This is a genomic window from Bacillus sp. 220_BSPC (assembly GCF_001054655.1).
Taxonomy (GTDB): Bacteria; Bacillota; Bacilli; order Bacillales; family DSM-1321; genus Peribacillus; species Peribacillus frigoritolerans.
Genome location: NZ_JVPL01000242.1, coordinates 1 through 20,127 on the forward strand (window position 1 = coordinate 1; position 20,127 = coordinate 20,127).

Genomic DNA, 20,127 nt, shown 5'->3' on the forward strand with positions numbered 1-20,127 from the left:
CCAATCAACCTTAAATAGTTTCGTTTTAAAAACAACAATCTTTACGAAAAAGTGCCTTAAAAATAAAAAAGCATTCCTTTGTAAGAGGAATGCTCCATAACTGAACTATTTATTTATTACCTTCGGCTAAACCCTTATATCATCAGGATTTCCCTGATATCCTCTTCTGTAAGTGCAGATGATGACTTGTCTCCAGGGTCGATGATTTCTTCAATAAGATGTCTCTTTTTCTCTTGGAGTTCATTCATTTTTTCTTCGATTGTCCCACGGGCAATAAGCTTGATGACTTGAACCTCATTTTTCTGCCCCATTCGATGGGCACGGTCCGCGGCTTGTTCCTCAACTGCCGGATTCCACCAAAGGTCATATAGAATGACTGTATCGGCACCCGTCAGATTGAGACCCGTACCGCCCGCTTTCAACGAAATGAGGAATATATCCCGTTCTCCTTCATTAAACCGATTGCAGATTTCCACACGTTCCTTTGATGGGGTTTGGCCATCCAGGTAGAAAAAGGGTTGTCCTTTCAAGGCCAAATCCCTGCCGATGATTGTAAGCATTTTTGTAAATTGCGAGAAAATCAGCACCCGTCTTCCAGAATGCTTCGAATCTTCGACAATTTGCATCAGTTGCTCATATTTTGCTGAACTGCCTTTATACCCGTCCACAAACAAGGCGGGGTGACAGCATATTTGCCGAAGCCGGGTCAAGCCTGCAAGGATCCTGATCCGATTTTTGCGAAGGGTATCCTTGTCCAGGTGTTTCAGCGTATCATGCCGAAGCTTGGCCAGATAAGCGCCGTACAGTTTCTTCTGATCGGGAAGCAGTTCCATCGATTCCAGCGACTCGATTTTTTCCGGTAATTCCCCTAGTACGTCCTCTTTCATTCTCCGCAGCAAAAATGGACGGATCCTGCGGGAAATCTGCTTCCTTGAGAGGTTGCTATACTCCTTTAACCCCATGAATAGTTCAGGGAATACGACGTGGAAAAGGGACCAGAGCTCTTCTAGTGAATTCTCGATGGGTGTACCAGTCAACGCGAAGCGATGTGCCGCTTTTATCTTCTTGGCCGCTCGTGCCGTTTGTGTCACCGGGTTCTTGAAGGCCTGTGCCTCATCGAAAAACACCGTATGGAAGTCCTCTTTTTCAAACGACTTGATGTCTTTCCGGAGCAATGGATAAGAAGTGATCACTACATCCACGTCCTTCATTTCTTTAAGCAGCTTCGACCTTTCCGTCTTGTCTCCATCCACGACGACGGCTTGTATATCAGGAGTGAATTTAGTGAATTCACTCAGCCAATTGTAGGTCAATGATGATGGGCAGACAATAAGCACCGGAACCCTTTTCTTACGGATGTCAGGTAGCTCGGATAAAATGAACGTGATGCTTTGCAGTGTTTTTCCCAGCCCCATATCATCAGCAAGAATCCCGCCAAAACCATATTGTGCAAGGACTTTCATCCATTTGTAGCCGTTTTCTTGATACTCGCGCAAAATCGGATCCAGACTATTTGGCACCGTGAACTCCAAGGCGCCCGGATTCCTGATGTTATCCAAAAACTGCCGGAATGATTCTTCCATCGTGAATGTCTGGCCATCATTAACGGAGTCAAGGAGCTGGAGCCCTTTTATGATGGGCATGTTCAGTGTGCTTTCCAGGTCTTCATCCTGTACGGGCAGTGCATTCAGAAAACGATTGATGTCCTCGTATTCCCTTGTTTCAAGGGAAAGCAGCGATCCATTCCTTAAACGATAGTATTTCCTTTTTTCTTCAAGCGCGGCTAAGACCTCACGTATTTGTTTATCTGGGATATCATCCATTTCAAATTTGAATTCGAGCCAATTAGTACGCTCTTTTTTAATTTTCACCCTAATGCGCGGTGCAGCATTTCCACGGGAAATTCGGTTTCTTACAGCGGTCGTGGCATAGATTTGCACCAGCTTCTGGAGTTTAGGAACGATATGGTACAAGAACTCATACTCCAACTCTTCGTTTTGCAAGAAATAGCCTCCGTCCGTCTTGGCAAACTGGCTATCCTCCATCAGCTTTAATATCTCCGCCTCTTTCTCAACATCCCTCATAACCTTGGATTCCTGTTTTTCCAAAGGGTTGATCACGATATTTTCATAATGGAATTCCAGCCCGGCAAGCAGCCTGTTTTTCACTCGATCCAAGTATAGCTTTGCAATCAGCGGTGTCTTCAAAAACAATTCGGTGATGGATCTTGCTATATGGACTTCACCGAGTCTTTTCAAGCCTGGTACCACTTTGTCCAGGAATAATTCCAGCTGGTCATGATGGATTGGAATTTGATTCATCCCCGAACCCTCCATCATTTGCTTTAACTCTGAAAGGCGTTTGAAATCCTCATTTTCGAGCTGAACCAATTTCCCCTCAAATAGGACCAATGTGTATGCATTCATGACGATCATCTCGTGCAGCCTTTTAATATTCAGTTGATAACCTTTGAACTCGCTTTCGGTAAAGCCAAACTGTAAAGGAAGCGGTCCGTTTGTTACACGAAAGCCATTGAATGTAAGGCCGCCATAGGCAAGCTTCACCATTGGCGCCGCTTCAAGGATGGGGACAAGCCTTCGAAAAGAAGATGGAGGCAAAAGTAATAAGTGATCGTCCAATGTATATTCAGATTTATCCGTCAGGGCGTCCACATAGACTTTTTCATCCGATATCACTGTAATGAGCTCCTGAAGCACGGAATCATTTTCATTCTGAAAACAATGCAGCACAGGGTCATATATAAATGAAGGGGACACTTGGGCAGGCTTTCCTTCTTTAACTCGCTTCAGGAAATCCCGGACATTCGACACATTGAGAGAACCGATTTTCATTTCCAGTCCTAACATATATTGTTCCATTCCCATCCATACTGGCTTACACGTGAATTCCGTTTCAAGCATCGTTCTTTTTTCAAAATGGCGCTGATGACCGCTTTTCCGTACAGGCTGATTATTGAAAAGGGTCAGCAAGCCCTTTGACAGCTTCTCATGTGCTATAGCATCAGAACCGGCAGCATGCAGACCTTCTGGAACCGTTCCATCTCGCTGATGGTCGTAAACCGACAGCAGGACGGCTGCAATATGCTGGCAATCCCTGGGGAAGGAAGCTAGCGCAGGACAGCTGCATTTCGTCTGAAATCCGCCGACTGCATCCACTTCAATCGTGACATGGAAGTCTTCCTTGCCTCTAACCGATGCTTCACAACCATCATGACGATAGCTTTCAAATGTGACTTTATTGGCACGATGAAAAGCTTCCCCTCTTTTGAAGGAGACGGCCCCGCACATGTCTTTTATGATTTTTCGATTCAATTTGATATCCAAATTGCCGTCCTCCTCCCGGGGTTTTTTGGTTGAGTGATTTTATTCCGCTGAAAATATCTCATTTTATCATCATACTATGAAATGGGTTTACAGGGTTGTAAAAAAGCAAAAAGACAAACTCCCCCATTCGGAGTTCATCTATATTTCAGCAACGGGAATTGCAGCATCATTGTTGTCATTTGCCCTTGTTCTTTTTCTTTTTTTTTCGATAAAAGAAGCTGAATACAAGGAATGAAACAAGAATGATAAAAAGGATAAATTCAGCGGGGTCCTTCACCAAGAATGGATTAAAGTCATGTTTGATTGAATTATCCAGATCAAATCCCATTAGAATATCCATACCTAATGATAGGACCACTAAAGGGATCAGAAGCAAAAGCGTAATACCGAAGAATTTCATTTTTGATCAACTCCGCCTTGGAACTTATTTTGGTGCTGGCCTTTCTTTTTTTTTCGATTCTTAAAAAAGGCAATGATCAAGAGAAGCAACGGAATGATCACCTGAAATGGGAGGTGAATGTATATCGGTACGGCTCCTAGCCCTTCATGCATATGTTCCGTAAAGCTGCTTGCTATTATGATGGAACTCAGTAATATGACAAAGCCAACGGGGTAAGCAAGTCTGGAGGGCTGTTTAACATTGAAAACATTCGCCGTACCCGTTACCGCCACATAAGTAAATACACTTATCTTGATGAACCCGCCAATCATCAACAAAAACAAGAAGTACACATCGAGCCGTTCGAGAAAGCCAGCGACCTCTATGGACTGAATGAGGGAAAGAAGAGGGTATTGCGAACGTGTCGTCAGGTCCACCCCAAGTACAGCAATATTCATAGCCATTATTATCGCGAGAAAAATGCCAGCTGCAGCAATGCTGCTTATCCCAATTTTTTTCAATCGCTCAGGTTCGTTCAAATAAGGAAAAATCATTAAAAAGGAAATGATTTCGCCAAATGGAAAGAATATCGTTTTAGTGAAAGCCATTTTCACCATCTCCGTCACGCTCATTTCAATAACGGGTTTTAAGTTGTTTAAATGGATCATGCCTGAAGCGACTATCAGAAGAAAGAAGGTCATTAAAAGTAAATTCTCCAAGACAAAGAATAGTTCCCCGGTCCTCGTCAATACTTCTACCCCTTTTCGGACCGTGTACACCACGACTAAAATGAATGCAGCGTTCGCGACAAATAACGGAATATGAGGATAGGCAAAAGTAAGCAGCGTATCTCCGAAGTCCCTCAGCACCCTTGCAGCAAGGTAGATGAAATAAAGGATGTATAGAAAAGCTACGATCCTGCCTAGAAAATTCCCCAATATACTCCGTACAAATTCCGTTAACAGCTGCTCAGGGTAGTATTGAAAAAGGCCATAATAAATGAAAAATAATAAAAATCCTCCTACCATCGCAATAAGGATGACCAGCCAGGCAGCCTGCTTGGCTTCGCCTGCAAGCGGAACCAAAAGTGCACTGCCCATTTCAAACAGGAAAATAAGGACGAACAACTGGTACCCGCTGATATTTGCCTTTTCCATGAGGATGCCACTTCCTTTCCTTTATTGTTCATCCTTTTTTAAATTCGATAGATACGGCTTATTACGCAATCCGGTACGGCGAATGAAAGTTTCTACCTGCACATCAACTGCCAGTTTAGGAAAAGTATCGTCGTCCCAGTTTTTCTCTAGTTTCTTCCATTCTTTCGGATGGGATTCGTGCATGAGCTCCCCAAAGCCAAAAATATCGGATTTATTTTTTTGTGCCCGAACGATTGCGTCTTCCATCTCTTTCTCCAAGTCTTTCGCTAACTTCTTTTCAATATCTATCAGGACATGCATATCGGTTAGATTCAAAGGAACATTCACTTCCCGGATATCTCCTTCTGCACGCACCTTTATCGATATTTTCGGTTTGCCGTTTACCAATTTTGCCCCGATGTTGGTTTTTTGGCGAATAACTGAATAGGTGATTGCTTCTTTTTCACCCTCCCAATCAAGGTTTAAATGGGCATTTTCGATCCTATCCAATACCCACATTGACCCTAATGCCCTACCACCATCCAGCCAGTCAATCAATTTGCCATCTTTAAAAACACCTATCCCTGCTGCAATAGGGTTTGCCTCAATATCCGAGGACATGGTATTCTCCATTTTATCTTCCTTACCCTTGTTTCCTCTCACGGTAAAACCGCTTATTATCGGTTCTTTTCCGGTACTAAGCAGATTCTTGATCACCTCTTGGAGATTGATGCTAATACTTTTCCCCTGGGTTTTTTCAGTGGTTTCAATCGTCCTAATGACTTTCTCGGCAGATACCTTATCTATTGCAGTTAACGTTTCGACAATATCCTTGGCTTTCACACCCCGGGCAATCACGACCCTCGTAGTTCCCCTGAATTCCGGTGAGCGCTCAAAAGCATCGAAAATATTGTTGAGACCCTCTTCTTTTGCTAGTTCCTCACCTATGACAATCAGGTTGGCATGGGCAAAATACATATCTCGGGAGATTTTAGTTGAAGCGATGCTATCCAGTTCAAGCACATTATCTCCGGTTGCCCTATAAATGGATATCGGTGGATTCGTTCCGCCGCCGCCCTGAAGAGCTCCGGCAACATTTCCTGGATTAATGATTTGGAAAGTTCCCACTAACTTTCCTTCTTTATTTTTGTCGAGTCCGACCGCCGAGACGATGGCCATTTCGTTTAACTCTCTTTTATCCCAACAGCCTGTGGTGAATGTGGCGGCGATCAACATCATCAAGAGCAGAACTAATCTTTTACGATTCATTGCCTTCACCTTTTTTCCCGTCAGAAGTTTTCATTCCACGCGATTCAGGAGGCAGCGGTCTTTGGTTATCGCCTTCCCTGATCAGATTATTTTCATTGGTCAAAAATTGCGGCCTTTCCTTGAATGCCCATATAGGTCTTCTGAAGAATGTGTCGCCCAACCCTTTCGGATTCAGAGGGGCGAGCGGTGTCATATAAGGAACTCCAAGTGAACGCAGGCTGCATAAATGGACAATAAGGATGATAAAGGCTAAAATCATCCCATAAAAACCTAACATGCCGGCACAAATGATGAATCCGAACCGCACAATGCGGGCAGAAATCGCTATGGAATAAGAAGGGGTTGCAAAACTGGCAATCGCCGTGATCGAGACGATGATGACCATTGCCGGCGATACGATACCAGCCTGGACGGCCGCCTGCCCAATGACCAATGCCCCGACAATGGACATCGTCGAACCAACGGCCTTTGGCATCCGAAGGCTTGCTTCCCTTAATATTTCAAAGGTCATTTCCATGAGAAGCGCTTCAACGACGGCAGGCAAAGGAACCGTTTCCCTTTGGGCTGCTACAATGACCAGCAGCTTCGTTGGAATCATTTCCTGATGAAAGGTCGTGGCTGCAACATAGACAGCCGGCCCGACTATCGAGATGATGAAAACGATGATCCGTAAAAAACGTGTCGCTGAAGCAATGTCGAAGCGATTATAGTAGTCTTCGACAGATTGGAAAAATTGTACGAACAATGCCGGGGCGATCAAGACAAAAGGCGTTCCATTTACGAATATCGCCACTCTTCCTTCCAGCAGGTTTCCTGCGACCATATCTGGTCTTTCTGTATGGTTAAGGGTTGGGAATGGGGTCATGACCTGGTCTTCTATCAATTGTTCAATATATCCTGATTCAAGAATGCTATCGATGTTAATTCGATTTAAGCGCTTCTTGACCTCCTCGACAATTCCTTCCTTAGCGATCCCATTTATATACATGATGGAAACGTCCGTTTTAGTCACCGTGCCTATTTTCATCGACTCTATCCATAAATCCGGGGTATTGATGATGCGGCGTAACATGGCGATGTTCGTTCCATTCGATTCCGTAAACCCTTCCCTAGATCCCCGGACAGTCAAATGCGTGCTTGGCTCCTGAATCGATCGCTTCTCTCCTCCTCTTGTACTGGCAACCAGGGCGACGTTTACTCCATCAACAAAAATGATGCTGTCCCCAGATAATAATGTCAAAAATAGCTTTTCCCAGTCCGTGACCCTTTCTACGCCACCGAGGGAAACTACATCCTCAGAGATAATGTCCAATGCTTCCAGTGGTAGTATGTTTTTTGACAGGTGAGGATTTTTCATGATTGATTCAATTATAAAGTCCGTAACGCTAGGATTATCAATCAGACCCTGCACATACAAAATAGTTGTTTTTATCTCCGGGTTTTGCCCGATTTTCAACGTTCGGATAATGATGTCGGGACTTTTTCCCGTCTTTTTCTTCACGATTTCCAGATTGGCAGAAAGGGAACTTTCAATATAATCAGGCGTTTTGCTTTTGGATTGACTTTCATCTTCCTTTTTCTTTTCACGTTGCTTCACTTGTCTCTTTTGTTTGAAAAAAGAAGCCATAGCACCGAACCTCATTCCTTTTTCGTTTCACTCATTTTGTCCAAAGCACTCCCCCTTTATTCTGGGTTCAGTTTTCTTCCTCCAATAAGAAAAAGGCTGTCGCAATGACAGCCTTTAATGGTCATATTCGGTTAGGGAATGAATGCCGATGATAACGGCCCAATCAACTAAACTGAGATTATACTTTGCCTTTATTCCTTCTAAAAATCAAAACAACGAAAGCGATCAATAGCAAGGCCAGTATCGCATATACGATGTTTGAATAAATGTCCATGTACCCTACAATATCTTCCCACGAGGAGCCAACAGCTGCCCCGATATTCACCAAGATGATGTTCCAAATTAATGTTCCGGATGTTGTGTATAGCAGGAAGAGCCAAAAACTCATATGGGACATCCCTGCTGGTATCGAGATCAAACTTCTGATCAGCGGAACCAGCCTGCAGAAAAACACGGTCCATGACCCGTATTTGTCAAACCATGAATTCGCCTTATGGACGTCCGATACCGTTAACCGAAGAATATGGCCCCATCTTTCCACGAACTTTTCAATGACCTTCACATCAAGAAGTAAACCAATTCCATAAAGGACGACTGCCCCTGCCACAGACCCTAGGGTCGAAGCGATCACGACACCGATGATCGTCATATCCGCTTTTGTCGTCATGTAACCGCCAAAAGTAAGAATGACCTCAGACGGGATCGGCGGGAAAATATTTTCCAATGCTATTAATAGAAAGATTCCCATATACCCAAAATCATTCATGAATTCCGTAATCCAGTTTTCCATTTAATACGCTCCTAACTTTCTTGAATCAACAGCTGGCTTGTACCTGCCGGCTGCTTATCTTGCAATAACCTTGCTCCCTTCATTAACGATCTTTGTTCTTCCGCCGGTCTTGATACCTTTGGAAAAACCAGATGGAAATCGCAATCCAACAACCGCCCGCCAAATATCCGGCAATGATATCACTAGGATAATGGACCCCCAAGTATATCCGGCTAATACCTATCGAGAGGATCATCAACATGCTGAAAAGAATCAATAGAACCCTTGCCCACCTAGCCGTAATGTGACGCCATAGCAAAAATGTAAGAATACCGTATAAAGAAAATGCATTCATGGCATGTCCACTAGGGAAACTGTATCCCCCTATATCGATGAGTCGATGTAAATCGGGCCGGGCGCGTTGAAAGAATAGCTTAACCATCAAATTGAGAAGAGGTGAACCCACCATGACTGCAGTGAATAAGACTAGTTCCAAACGATGCTTCAAAACCCTATATAGGAAAAACAAAATGACCAAGGAAAGGATGATCAGTGAAGCGGTTGAACCTATGTAAGTAAAGAACTTCATGATGTCCGTCAGCAGAGGGGACTCCCATCCCTGCACCAAGGAAATCACATCTTCATCAAATTTCAGGTATTCATTTGCACTTATGGTAAATGCCATGAAACTGAACCCGATTAAAGAAAGTACACTTATTATAAAGGCAATGGTTAATTGCTGCTTTAATTTCATAATAACATCCTTTCACTTATTAAAACTGTTTCATCTGGAAATTTCTATTTTATCATATCTTCTTCATTGCATGGTGGGTGTAATTGCTTCATCGCCCGCCAACCTAATTCGGGGAACATGCCTGGGCACAAAATTTTCTACTTTATCATACTACTCTATTCGTCATTGTCACCTCAACTTCAGGTTACTATAAGATTTCCTGCCGAACGTTTCAAGGAGTGTCAGGAACATATTTAACGCATACCATTCAACATGCAAAAAGAAAAAAACCTTATGCAGGTTAGGGCACAAGGTTTTTCATTTTTTACATGCGGCTTGCCTTAAGCGGTAGTGATGTCAAAGTTTGCCCTGTCGCTGAATCGGTAAGATTCTCTTCTAACTGGAACGATGGCACCGCTTCAATATGCTTGAATTTCTTCAGGAATGCAGTTAGCGCAATCTTCGCTTCCAGCCTGGCTAGCGGCGCTCCGAGGCAGAAATGAGGGCCATTACCGAATGTGAGATGTTTCTTATTGTTAGGGCGGTGGATATTAAGTGTGAAGGGGTCTTCAAACATCTCTTCGTCCATATTAGCTGCACTCATCCAAACAACCACGCTATCCCCTTCTTTCAATTCCACTCCCAATAGATCGTTATCTTCCTTTACAGTGCGATCCAATTTAATAAGATTGAATCGGAAACGGAGCATTTCTTCGACCGCCTGCGGAACTAAATCCAGGTTTTCATGTAACTCTTGATAAACTTCTCTGTCATCATATAGCAGCGAATAAAAGCTATTGGCCAATAAATGACTGGTTGTCTCGACTCCTGCACCTAAAATCAGCATGGTCGTCCGGACAACCTCATCATCCGTAAACATTTCCCCATCCACTTCCGACTTCAATAGATCTGAGATGATATCATCCGCCGGGTTCAATCGTTTTTGCACAACAATCGGATACAAATACTGATAGTATTCTTTTGCTGCCACTTGCTTCAATTTATCTACTTCTTCTTGTTTTTCTCTATCAAAAGGAAGGAATAAGGTATCCACCCATTTCTTAAACAATAAACGATCTTTCGAGGGAACGCCCATCAAATCGGCCATGACAATGATCGGAAGCGGACTCGCCAATGATGCCACAATATCGATTTCCGTTCCCTCATCCATTTGTCCAATCAATTCATCTGCAATTTCCTGAATGCGAGGTTCCCAGTTTTGAAGACTTCTAGGTGTGAATGCTGCTGCCAGCAGTGAACGGCGTTTTCTATGATCAGGTGGATCCGATTCAGTGATTTGGATCTTTTCAGGCACAGAACCTTCCTCACTATCCGTTCCAACCGAAATCGTCGTCCGTTTCCGAACACTTGAAAAATGTTTATAATCACTGAGAACCCGCTTCACATCTTCATATTTAAAGACATTCCACGTATCCGTTCCTTCGTGATAACTCACAGGGTCATTTTCTAACATCCTTTTACACCAAGCGTACGGGCTAAATTCCTCCGCCCTTGTTTTAAACCTAGTAATTTCTTTTACTGCAATAACTTCTTTCATGATACCGACTCCTCCCACTTCTCAAAAGTACCTAACAAAAGGACCGAATGTGAAGCATTCTCCATCTCCGTCGATTTGTTATAGGGCCGAGCATTCCTGATAGACTTTTTCACCAAATCCTTAAATACACATCTATTCCATTATAGGGTAAAACACCGCAACAAACCATGCATCTTCCATACCAGCGGCCTTACATGAAATTTGCCCCACAATCCCGACACCCCTATGTAAAACTGCTTATTTTTGACAATTCCCTTTCTTTTTCTATTTTTTTATGTCTCTCAATCGATGCTAAAATCCAATCCTCTTTTTTCAAATTTGGAGACAGCGCTTTCCACTAAGTTATTTTAGTATAATTTTTTGTACTTACCTGAGTTTGTGGATCACGTTGATTAGAACGTTTTTCAACTAATAAAAACTGCACAAACATAGGGTTCGGAATGGTTTCCTGCCGAATGCCCATCAAGCTATTACAGGTGATAACCATGATTTAAAATAAAAATATTATTTCTGAAATCAAGCTGATTAAATAAAAAAACTGCAGGCAAACTCGCTTTTCTTCGAGTTTACCTGCAGCTTGAACGCCTGCACGATGCCGCCGTCAATTTTTTCCCCTTTTAATCAGTTCATGCAAATCATCCATTTTCTTTTCCATGATATCCAGTCTGGTTTTACGGTGCTTGATGGAACGGAAAAGGGATACGGTCCCAACGATGATCAGGATTAGAAATAAAAGGCAAAACAATTGGTATACCAGATCCGCAATATTATACCCACTCACTATGTAATCCCCCTAAATGGCATTCTCAATATTCTATTATACACCAGGCAAAATGAACAATTTAACCTTTTTAAGGAGAAACGGGAATAAAAAACCGATAGCCTTTTGCTACTGATTGCAGTTTGTAGACAAAAGGGGTTCGGAAAACGTGACTTTGATCAAATGATGTTCCCAAACCAACACCTTCAACTCATCAGTATGGTTTCTAACTAATTTTTATAACAAAGCTGATTGGAGAGGAAGGTGCGGGACTCCTGCGGGAAAAGCGCGTCTAGGGAGACCCCGGAGGCTCGTGGAAAGCGAGTGCCTGGAGCGTAAATCAACGTCCAAATTGTACATGCCATAAAAAACACCCCGTAAATGTTAGTTTGGTGTCTAACATTTACGGGGCAGTTCACTCGATTAAAATCGAGTTTGTCTACAGTCTGAAACCGATAGCCATATGCTTTCGGTTAATCTTTTATCCCTCTATTTGTTGATCATCGTCAATATCTTCTTGAGGCACAATCAATTCTTCATAGAATGCAGCCGTTGTTGTTCCTGCATAAGGAATCAACCATAGTAAACCAATTCCCAGCGTGAACATGCAAAGGATGCCCCACCCGATGAAGCTTAGGTGCATAAGGAAATACTTCCATTTCAAGCCCTTCATTCTTTTTTTGCTCTCTGTAATGGCTTCAAGCACCGTGTATTCAGGATGATCCTTCAATAAGAAAAACTGCTGCGAATAAGCGATGGCCTTGATGATACCCGGAATGATTAATAATAATGACCATAAAAAAATGAAAATTGCCTGTAAGATGGATGCCCCAATAAGCTTGAAAGAGGTTTTTCCATCTTTATAGATAGCGAACACTTCCGGAATGCCAGGATTCCCTTCCCTAACTAAATTCAGGTAGAACCAAGTGGTTGAAATGGTAAGCGGGATTAAGGCAATGGAAAAGACCATGCTGAAGATATCGGACCATAACGGTGTGTCTTCCTGCATGAGCCATTCTGAAAAACCACCGCTTCCGATCACTTCGACAATTAAAGGAAAAATGAGGTTGATCAAGAACAACAGCAACATAAGCGAAACAGTTACTCCCCATTTACCTCCTAACGACTGAAGGGCTTTCCTCTTTAATTCTGAGATTCTCATACTCTGATTAACTCCCTTCTTTTAAACGGCGGAATTCTGAATTTTTTATTGTGAATTTGGATCGATTCAGAAAAAACGCCATTTATTTGATGTCAAAATCTCAATTTGTATTTTAACATACTAGCTTCTAGTCGTGGGCTTAAATTCCTAGAAAGCGCACACGGATAGAGTCAACCGGTTTCGAGCAACCATGATCCACTCCTTTCTTGCCTAGGTACTGGCTTGTAAAAGTTTATGAACGGGAATAAGACAATATGCCCTTCCAAATCAAAAATACCTTCGCGGAACCATCCCCTGTTAAGACGTATGGCCAGCGAAGGAGCATGTATTTATCTTGGTTAAAAGTCCTTATGTTAATCTAGTTCTTTTTTCCTTTTTCCAGGTAGATCAGGCCCTATCCCAAAATTTTTCGAACAGCATGGTTGAACTACCCACCACTTATCGACCTTACGATCTGATTGAAGTGTGGGATGAATCTTCGTAAGTGGGATTGTCCTTCATGTTCTTCTCACCACGATCGAGCCCTCATCGTTTTTTCTTTTCAAACTTTTTCCTGGCTTTGTCACCGCCTTATAAATGATCACAACAAAAAAAGAGCATCCCAAAGCAGAAATCGCTTCCGCCTTTGGAACACCCTCTTTCCTATAATCAATCAGAGCCAGTTATAACAAAATCGTCTTGGAGCAAAGCTAAAGGAAGCTTTCTATTAATAGGATCCCCTGCCGAAACATTAATTTCAGTAATGTGACCACTGGCACCTATTGAAACATCAATCAATTTCCCATCTTCCGTCTTCACTAAAAAGAGCCTTTCCCATTCATAAACATAGGAATCCTTTTGAACGTAAACTTGTTCGACGGTCCCATCTTGAGCACACTCGATGGTATGAATCGGTTTTAACACGGAATCACTCCTCCACTCCCCATTATTAGACTATAGCTTATACCCAGCCGCGGAATATCGAGGCTTCTGCCATTTTTCTGACACCCACCATATACGCTGCCAGCCTCATATCCACTTTTCTCGTCTCGGACATTTCATATATTTGATTAAATGAGTTGACCAATAACGCTTTTAATTTGGTTTGGACCTCTTCATCTTCCCAATAATAACCTTGATTATTTTGAACCCATTCGAAGTAAGAAACTGTCACACCGCCTGAACTTGCCAATACATCAGGTACGAGAAGCACATTGCGTTCCGTCAAGATTTTGGTTGCCTCCAATGTGGTAGGTCCATTCGCGGCCTCGACGACAATTTGGGCTTTGATAAGATGTGCATTTTCTTTGGTGATTTGATTGGAAATGGCAGCAGGCACTAAAATATCACAATCTTGTTCCAGAAGCTCCTGGTTTGTGATTGTATGATCGAATAGTGTCGTTACCGTTCCAAAGCTATCCCTTTTATCAAGTAAGTAATCGATATCCAGACCCTCAGGTTTATAGATGGCACCATATGCGTCCGATATGCCAATCACTTTTGCACCTGCATCATGCATGAATTTGGCCAAAAAGCTTCCTGCGTTCCCAAACCCTTGGACGATGATGCGTGCACCTTTCAATTCTATGCCCTTACGCTTAGCCGCTTCCTCGATACAGATGGTGACACCTTGTGCAGTCGCCTTTTCCCTGCCGTGTGAACCGCCCAGTACCAGTGGCTTACCTGTAATGAAACCAGGAGAATCGTGTTCCCTTATTCTACTGTACTCGTCCATCATCCATGCCATGATTTGTGAATTCGTATAAACATCCGGGGCCGGGATATCTTTAGTCGGCCCCACTATTTGGCTGATTGCCCGAACGTATCCACGGCTAAGCCTTTCCAATTCACCGATTGACATTTGGCGCGGATCACAGATGATGCCGCCTTTTCCTCCGCCATACGGCAGATTCACGATTCCGCATTTCAAACTCATCCACATTGAAAGCGCCTTGACTTCTTCCTCATCGACTTCAGGATGAAAACGGATTCCGCCTTTCGTCGGACCGACAGCATCGTTGTGTTGGGCACGGTATCCAGTGAAAATCTTCGTCGAATTGTCATCCATCTTAATAGGAATCCGGACGGTCAGCATCCGCAGAGGTTCCTTCAAAAGCTCGAACACTTCTTCAGAATAGCCAAGCTTATCCAGTGCCTCCTTGATTACGACCTGTGTTGAATCAAGCAAGCTGGCAGTTTCTTTTTCTTCTTTGATTGTTGTACTCAATGGAATTCACCTCATAGGTATATTAGGATAAAACTTTTTTAATGCGTTCGATTGCCCAATCCAAGTCTTCTTTAGTAATCACTAATGGCGGAGCAAAACGGATAACTGTATCATGTGTTTCTTTACATAGCAGTTTTTCTTCTTTAAGCTGCTCACAATAAGGTCTTGCTGCTTCTGTTAATTCGACTCCGATGAATAAGCCTCGGCCGCGGATGTCTTTAATCATTGGATTCTTGATTTCTTTTAAACTATCCATAAAGTATTGCCCAAGCTCCAATGAACGTTCCGCAAGCTTCTCTTCTTCAAGGACTTCCAATGAAGCGATGGAAACCGCACATGCCAATGGATTGCCGCCGAATGTAGAACCATGGGAACCAGGATTGAATACGCCAAGGATTTCACGGTTCGCAGCTACGCAAGAGATTGGGAAAACCCCGCCGCCCAGCGCTTTACCTAAAATGTACATATCGGGAACTACTCCATCCCAGTCAGAGGCGAACATTTTTCCTGAACGTCCAAGTCCTGACTGAATTTCATCAGAAACGAATAGGACATTATTTTCTTTACATAAATCGTAAGCTTCTTTTAAGAATCCTTGTGGCGGAATGATGATTCCAGCTTCACCTTGAATCGGTTCGATTAAAAATCCAGCCGTTTGCGGTGTAATCGCTTCTTTCAATGCATCAAGATCGCCGTAAGGGATAAGCTTGATCCCTGGCAGCATCGGTCCAAAGCCCCTTCTATATTCATCATCGGATGACAAGGACACGGCTGCCATCGTACGGCCATGGAAGTTCCCGATACAAGCAATGATTTCAGCTTGGTTTTCTGCGATTCCCTTAACATCATAGCCCCAGCGTCTAACAGCTTTGATGGCTGTTTCAACGGCTTCAGCACCTGTATTCATAGGCAGTGCCATGTCTTTTTGCGTAATGCGTGAAACCATTTCATACCATGGTCCTAATTTATCACTATGGAATGCACGGGATGTCAATGTTACGCGATCAGCTTGTTTTTTTAATTCGTCGATGATTTTCGGATGCCTGTGGCCTTGGTTCACTGCTGAATAGGCACTAAGCATATCCATATATTTGTTGCCTTCAGGATCTTCCACCCAAACTCCTTCTGCCTTCGAAATGACGATTGGAAGTGGATTATAATTGTTTGCACCATATTGTTCTGTTTGCTCGATTAATTTTTCCGTTAAAGTTGTCATGTTGATTCCCCCTAAAATTTATAGCGTTTCAGATGTTGTTTTACCTTGAAGGTGAAGAACTAGATAATCAGGACCGCCCGCTTTTGAATCCGTACCTGACATATTGAATCCGCCAAATGGCTGGTATCCTACAATGGCACCAGTACAGCCGCGATTGAAGTACAGGTTACCTACGTGGAAATCCTCACGCGCTTGTTCGATATGTTCAATGTTGTTAGAGATGACTGCACCCGTTAATCCATAATCCGTGTTATTGGCAATCTCGATTGCATGATTGAAATCTTTTGCCTTACAGAATGCAACCACCGGTCCGAAGATCTCTTCTTTCATGACACGAGCGTTCTCATCCACATCGGCAATGATAGTTGGCTGGATGAAGAAACCTTTTGAATTGTCTCCTTCTCCCCCTGTAACAATTTTCCCTTCTTCTTTACCGATTTCAACGTAGCTCATGACTTTATCGAAAGCTGCTTGATCGATGACCGGACCCATGAAGTTGTTTAGATCTGTTGGTTCCCCGATCGTTTTTTCTTTCGTTAATTCAATGGCACGATTCAAGACTTGGTCATATACATCTTCCACTATGACAGCACGTGAACAAGCAGAACATTTTTGACCGGAGAATCCGAATGCAGAAGCGACGATTGATTGTGCCGCCAATTCCAGATCAGCCTCTTTATCAACAACGATCGTATCTTTACCGCCCATTTCAGCGATGACACGTTTTAACCAGATTTGGCCTTCATGTACTTTTGCCGCACGCTCATAAATACGGATACCGACATCACGAGATCCGGTAAAGCTGATGAAACGTGTACGAGGATGATCTACTAAATAATCGCCTACTTCGGCACCGCTTCCTGGAATGAAGTTCACAACTCCTGCAGGCATGCCCGCTTCTTCCAGCACTTCGATGAATTTAGCTGCAATGACCGGTGTTGTACTGGCCGGTTTCAATAAGACTGTATTACCTGAAACAAGAGCAGCCGTCGTCATGCCTGCCATGATCGCAAACGGGAAGTTCCAAGGTGAGATGATGACACCGACACCAAGCGGAATATAATTGAAAGCATTGTGTTCAATCGGACGGCTTTCCACTGGCATGCCGTCTTTAAGCTTCAGCATTTGACGTGCATAGTATTCCATGAAGTCGATCGCTTCCGCTGTATCTGCATCCGCCTCATTCCAAGGCTTCCCTGCTTCTTTAACCAATAGAGCCGAGAAATAGTGTTTTCTTCTGCGAACGATCCCTGCAGCCCTGAATAAAATGTTTGCACGCACTTCCGCTTTCGTTTTTCTCCAAGTTTGGAATGTCTTATCTGCCGCTTGCATCGCTCGCTCAGCAAGATCTTTATTCGCTTTGGATACGGTTCCGATAACTTCTTCTTTATTTGCTGGGTTTACAGAGGTAATGACTTCATCAGTAAACACTTTTTCACCATTAATGATCAGCGGATATTTCTTCCCTAGATCATTAGCTACATCATTCAATGCTGCTTGAAAAGCTTTATTGTTTTCTTCGATTTTAAAATTAGTAAATGGTTCGTGTTTATATGGTTGGACCATTATGTCTCATCTCCCTAGGTTTATGTTTTTACTTCTCCCTTATTTAACAAGCAAGTTCCGTGCCAACTTTTCATTTTTTCGAAAAAATTATGTTTTTTCTTTAAAAACGCAATGAAATTCAGCACTTTAAGGGCAAAATTGACATAGTATGCCATTATTTTTTGCTCTAATCCCTATTTTTGTCGCTTAAATCTTACACTTTTTATTAATGCAAATTTCATGCCAACTAGAAAAACCATAAAAAACAGCATTTTTGCACTTTTTCCGCAAAATATTTTTGCACTTCAATGCAAAATAATCTTGCTGTGCAAATTTTATTTGCGCCTTTGCTTCAATTCCTCTACAATAGCTCTAAGAAAAGAAGAAAAACGGGAGGCATTCATGAATTTAGATCAAATCATTAAAATAGATGGTTTCCAATCCATTCTCTATTCGCTTGTGGATGTAATCGATACAGGGATACATATAATCGATATAAAAGGGCGGACGATTGTATATAACAAGAAAATGGCAGAAATCGAAGGAATGGATTCAGAAGAAGTGTTAGGGAAGAAGATCCACGAAATCTTTAAATTCAAGGAAGAAACGGAGAGTACATTAATAAGGGCACTTCATTCGGGGAAGACAACCGAGAACTCGAAGCAGACCTATTTCAATAATCTTGGTCAGGAAATTACTACAATCAATAATACGTTTCCGATTTTGGATCAAAAGCAAAATATCATCGGAGCCATAGAAGTGGCAAAGGATATAACGAATCTGGAAAGAATCATTAAAGATAATATATTGAATAAGGGCGATACCAAATATACCTTTGACAGCATCATCGGAACGAGTGAAAATTTCCTGGAAGTCATAGAAAAGAGCAAGCGTTCAACCAGGACGGCATCCTCCATCCTCATCGTTGGGGAAACGGGCACCGGAAAAGAGCTCTTCGCCCAAAGCATCCATAATGGCAGCAGCCGTTCGACACAACCTTTCATCAGCCAAAACTGTGCTGCCCTGCCAGATAGTCTAATTGAAGGAATACTCTTCGGCACAAAGAAAGGCGCCTTCACCGGATCGATTGAACGGCCTGGATTATTCGAACAGGCACAGGGCGGTACCATCCTGCTAGATGAAATCAACTCATTAAATCCGAACATGCAAGCGAAATTATTACGGGCCCTTCAAGAAAGGACGATTCGCCGCGTTGGGGATACAAAGGATAAAAAAATTGACGTTAGGGTCATTGCAACGATAAATGAAGATCCGATAGATGCCATTTCAAATGACCATTTACGAAAGGATTTATACTACCGATTAAGTGTCGTTTCGTTATTCATCCCGCCTCTTCGTGAACGGAAAGAGGATATTCCTTTGCTGGCGCAATCCTTCATCGAGAAATTCAATGCGCTGTTCGAATTGAATATAGAAGGGATCAGCGAAGAAGTCTACTCGCTTTTTTATGATTACGACTGGCCCGGGAACGTAAGGGAACTTGAACATATCATTGAAGGGGCCATGAATTTAATGGAACCTGGCGATACAAAGATTGCCATCACCCACCTTCCTGCTCTATTTAGGAAGAAAGCCCATTTGGAAGACATTCATCCCGGAAGAAAAGAGACTCATGCAAATGGAGATTTACAGGAATCGACCTTATCTCTTGATGATTATATCGCCAATACTGAAAAGCAATACTTGGAGAAGATATTGAAGGAACATGGCATGAATATCTCCCAAGCAGCCAAGGCCCTGAATATTAGCCGCCAAAGCCTTCAATACCGTTTGAAAAAGTACCAGGTCAAATAACATCATCCCTGCACAAAGAAGGCCCCCATTAATATGGAGGGCCTTTTGTTTACCGGCGGAAGGGGAGCGGGTTTAGGAAGTTGATCTCCACTCCAGGCACTCGCTTTCCGCGGGCGGTCCTTGCGCCTGTGGGGTCTCCCTTGGACTCGCTTTTCCCGCAGGAGTCTCGAACACCCGCTCCAATCAAATGGAATGTTTTTTATAAAAACTTTAGGTTGGTCACATTCCGAATCCCTAACAAGAATTTAACGAGGAAATGATTACAATGAATTAAAAACAAGAGTTGGTTATACTCCATGATTTTGTATTCATTTATATGGGATTAACCCTCATTGAAGAAATTTGCGAGACCCCTGCCGAAATACTGGCTAGCCAAGACCCCGCAGACGCTTGCGTCGAGGAGGCTTGGCAGACAGTCGGCGGAAAGGGAGCGGATTTCTGAAATCAGCTGAAATGTTTTTCAAATAAAAAAATGCAGGCAAAGTCGCTTTCCACGAATTTGTCTACAGTCTAAAGGCCCCCATTAATATGGAGGCCTCAGTTTGTAGACAAAAGGGATTCGGAATTAAAAAATTCTGAACCCCTTTTGAAATTCCCTTGAATTTTCG

15 protein-coding genes are annotated in these 20,127 nt (G+C 42.9%); 1 reads left to right on the forward strand and 14 read right to left on the reverse strand.

What is annotated here, in order from left to right:
* Positions 1 to 134 precede the first annotated feature (134 nt).
* The 14 genes from ADA55_RS19110 to pruA form a co-directional block, all read right to left on the reverse strand.
* Positions 135 to 3,344 carry a DEAD/DEAH box helicase gene (locus tag ADA55_RS19110; RefSeq protein WP_048686786.1) on the reverse strand — a complete coding sequence of 1,070 codons (3,210 nt, stop codon included), beginning with the start codon at positions 3,342 to 3,344 and terminating at the stop codon, positions 135 to 137.
* Positions 3,345 to 3,519: 175 nt separating this feature from the next.
* Complete coding sequence (locus tag ADA55_RS19115; protein WP_048686789.1) at positions 3,520 to 3,744, reverse strand: hypothetical protein; 225 nt, start codon at positions 3,742 to 3,744, stop codon at positions 3,520 to 3,522.
* Complete coding sequence (locus ADA55_RS19120; protein ID WP_048686792.1) at positions 3,741 to 4,880, reverse strand: GerAB/ArcD/ProY family transporter; 1,140 nt, start codon at positions 4,878 to 4,880, stop codon at positions 3,741 to 3,743. Before ADA55_RS19120 ends, ADA55_RS19115 begins: the two co-directional genes overlap by 4 nt.
* 21 nt (positions 4,881 to 4,901) lie before the next feature.
* Positions 4,902 to 6,128 (reverse strand): Ger(x)C family spore germination protein, encoded by a 1,227-nt coding sequence (locus ADA55_RS19125; protein ID WP_048686794.1) that lies wholly within the window; start codon positions 6,126 to 6,128, stop codon positions 4,902 to 4,904.
* A complete protein-coding gene (locus tag ADA55_RS19130) occupies positions 6,118 to 7,755 on the reverse strand; it encodes a spore germination protein (RefSeq protein ID WP_048686796.1) in 1,638 nt (545 codons plus the stop codon). Before ADA55_RS19130 ends, ADA55_RS19125 begins: the two co-directional genes overlap by 11 nt.
* Positions 7,756 to 7,933: 178 nt before the next feature.
* Positions 7,934 to 8,545 carry a DedA family protein gene (locus ADA55_RS19135; protein WP_048686798.1) on the reverse strand — a complete coding sequence of 204 codons (612 nt, stop codon included), beginning with the start codon at positions 8,543 to 8,545 and terminating at the stop codon, positions 7,934 to 7,936.
* 82 nt (positions 8,546 to 8,627) lie between these two features.
* Positions 8,628 to 9,278 (reverse strand): phosphatase PAP2 family protein, encoded by a 651-nt coding sequence (locus ADA55_RS19140; RefSeq protein ID WP_048686800.1) that lies wholly within the window; start codon positions 9,276 to 9,278, stop codon positions 8,628 to 8,630.
* A 304-nt stretch (positions 9,279 to 9,582) separates the two neighbouring features.
* Entirely contained in the window at positions 9,583 to 10,818 is a 1,236-nt protein-coding gene (locus ADA55_RS19145; protein WP_048686812.1) for a cytochrome P450, read from the reverse strand.
* Positions 10,819 to 11,416: 598 nt separating this feature from the next.
* Positions 11,417 to 11,596, reverse strand: a complete 180-nt coding sequence (locus ADA55_RS19150; RefSeq protein WP_034309467.1) for a hypothetical protein — start codon at positions 11,594 to 11,596, stop codon at positions 11,417 to 11,419.
* A 460-nt stretch (positions 11,597 to 12,056) separates the two neighbouring features.
* Positions 12,057 to 12,737: a DUF975 family protein gene (locus ADA55_RS19155; RefSeq protein WP_048686802.1), complete on the reverse strand. Its 681-nt coding sequence runs from the start codon at positions 12,735 to 12,737 to the stop codon at positions 12,057 to 12,059.
* Positions 12,738 to 13,385: 648 nt separating this feature from the next.
* Positions 13,386 to 13,640 (reverse strand): hypothetical protein, encoded by a 255-nt coding sequence (locus ADA55_RS19160; protein WP_048686804.1) that lies wholly within the window; start codon positions 13,638 to 13,640, stop codon positions 13,386 to 13,388.
* 37 nt (positions 13,641 to 13,677) lie between these two features.
* A complete protein-coding gene (locus ADA55_RS19165) occupies positions 13,678 to 14,943 on the reverse strand; it encodes a Glu/Leu/Phe/Val family dehydrogenase (RefSeq protein ID WP_048686806.1) in 1,266 nt (421 codons plus the stop codon).
* 22 nt (positions 14,944 to 14,965) lie between these two features.
* The gene (locus tag ADA55_RS19170; protein WP_034309472.1) at positions 14,966 to 16,159 is read right to left on the reverse strand and encodes an ornithine--oxo-acid transaminase; all 1,194 of its coding nucleotides are present in this window, start codon (positions 16,157 to 16,159) and stop codon (positions 14,966 to 14,968) included.
* A gap of 18 nt (positions 16,160 to 16,177) precedes the next feature.
* Complete coding sequence (gene pruA, locus ADA55_RS19175; protein WP_048686808.1) at positions 16,178 to 17,725, reverse strand: L-glutamate gamma-semialdehyde dehydrogenase; 1,548 nt, start codon at positions 17,723 to 17,725, stop codon at positions 16,178 to 16,180.
* A 381-nt stretch (positions 17,726 to 18,106) separates the two neighbouring features.
* On the opposite strand from pruA, the gene ADA55_RS19180 reads away from it, so the two are divergent.
* Complete coding sequence (locus ADA55_RS19180; RefSeq protein ID WP_048686810.1) at positions 18,107 to 19,519, forward strand: sigma-54 interaction domain-containing protein; 1,413 nt, start codon at positions 18,107 to 18,109, stop codon at positions 19,517 to 19,519.
* The last annotated feature ends 608 nt before the right edge of the window (positions 19,520 to 20,127 follow it).

Bases quoted from the DNA above. Each gene is read 5' to 3' on its own strand.
- ADA55_RS19125 (WP_048686794.1), bottom strand. From the start codon at position 6,128: ATGAATCGTAAAAGATTAGTTCTGCTCTTGATGATGTTGATCGCCGCC.
- ADA55_RS19120 (WP_048686792.1), bottom strand. From the start codon at position 4,880: ATGGAAAAGGCAAATATCAGCGGGTACCAGTTGTTCGTCCTTATTTTC.
- ADA55_RS19115 (WP_048686789.1), bottom strand. From the start codon at position 3,744: ATGAAATTCTTCGGTATTACGCTTTTGCTTCTGATCCCTTTAGTGGTC.
- ADA55_RS19130 (WP_048686796.1), bottom strand. From the start codon at position 7,755: ATGGCTTCTTTTTTCAAACAAAAGAGACAAGTGAAGCAACGTGAAAAG.
- pruA (WP_048686808.1), bottom strand. From the start codon at position 17,725: ATGGTCCAACCATATAAACACGAACCATTTACTAATTTTAAAATCGAA.
- ADA55_RS19170 (WP_034309472.1), bottom strand. From the start codon at position 16,159: ATGACAACTTTAACGGAAAAATTAATCGAGCAAACAGAACAATATGGT.
- ADA55_RS19180 (WP_048686810.1), top strand. From the start codon at position 18,107: ATGAATTTAGATCAAATCATTAAAATAGATGGTTTCCAATCCATTCTC.
- ADA55_RS19135 (WP_048686798.1), bottom strand. From the start codon at position 8,545: ATGGAAAACTGGATTACGGAATTCATGAATGATTTTGGGTATATGGGA.
- ADA55_RS19140 (WP_048686800.1), bottom strand. From the start codon at position 9,278: ATGAAATTAAAGCAGCAATTAACCATTGCCTTTATAATAAGTGTACTT.
- ADA55_RS19155 (WP_048686802.1), bottom strand. From the start codon at position 12,737: ATGAGAATCTCAGAATTAAAGAGGAAAGCCCTTCAGTCGTTAGGAGGT.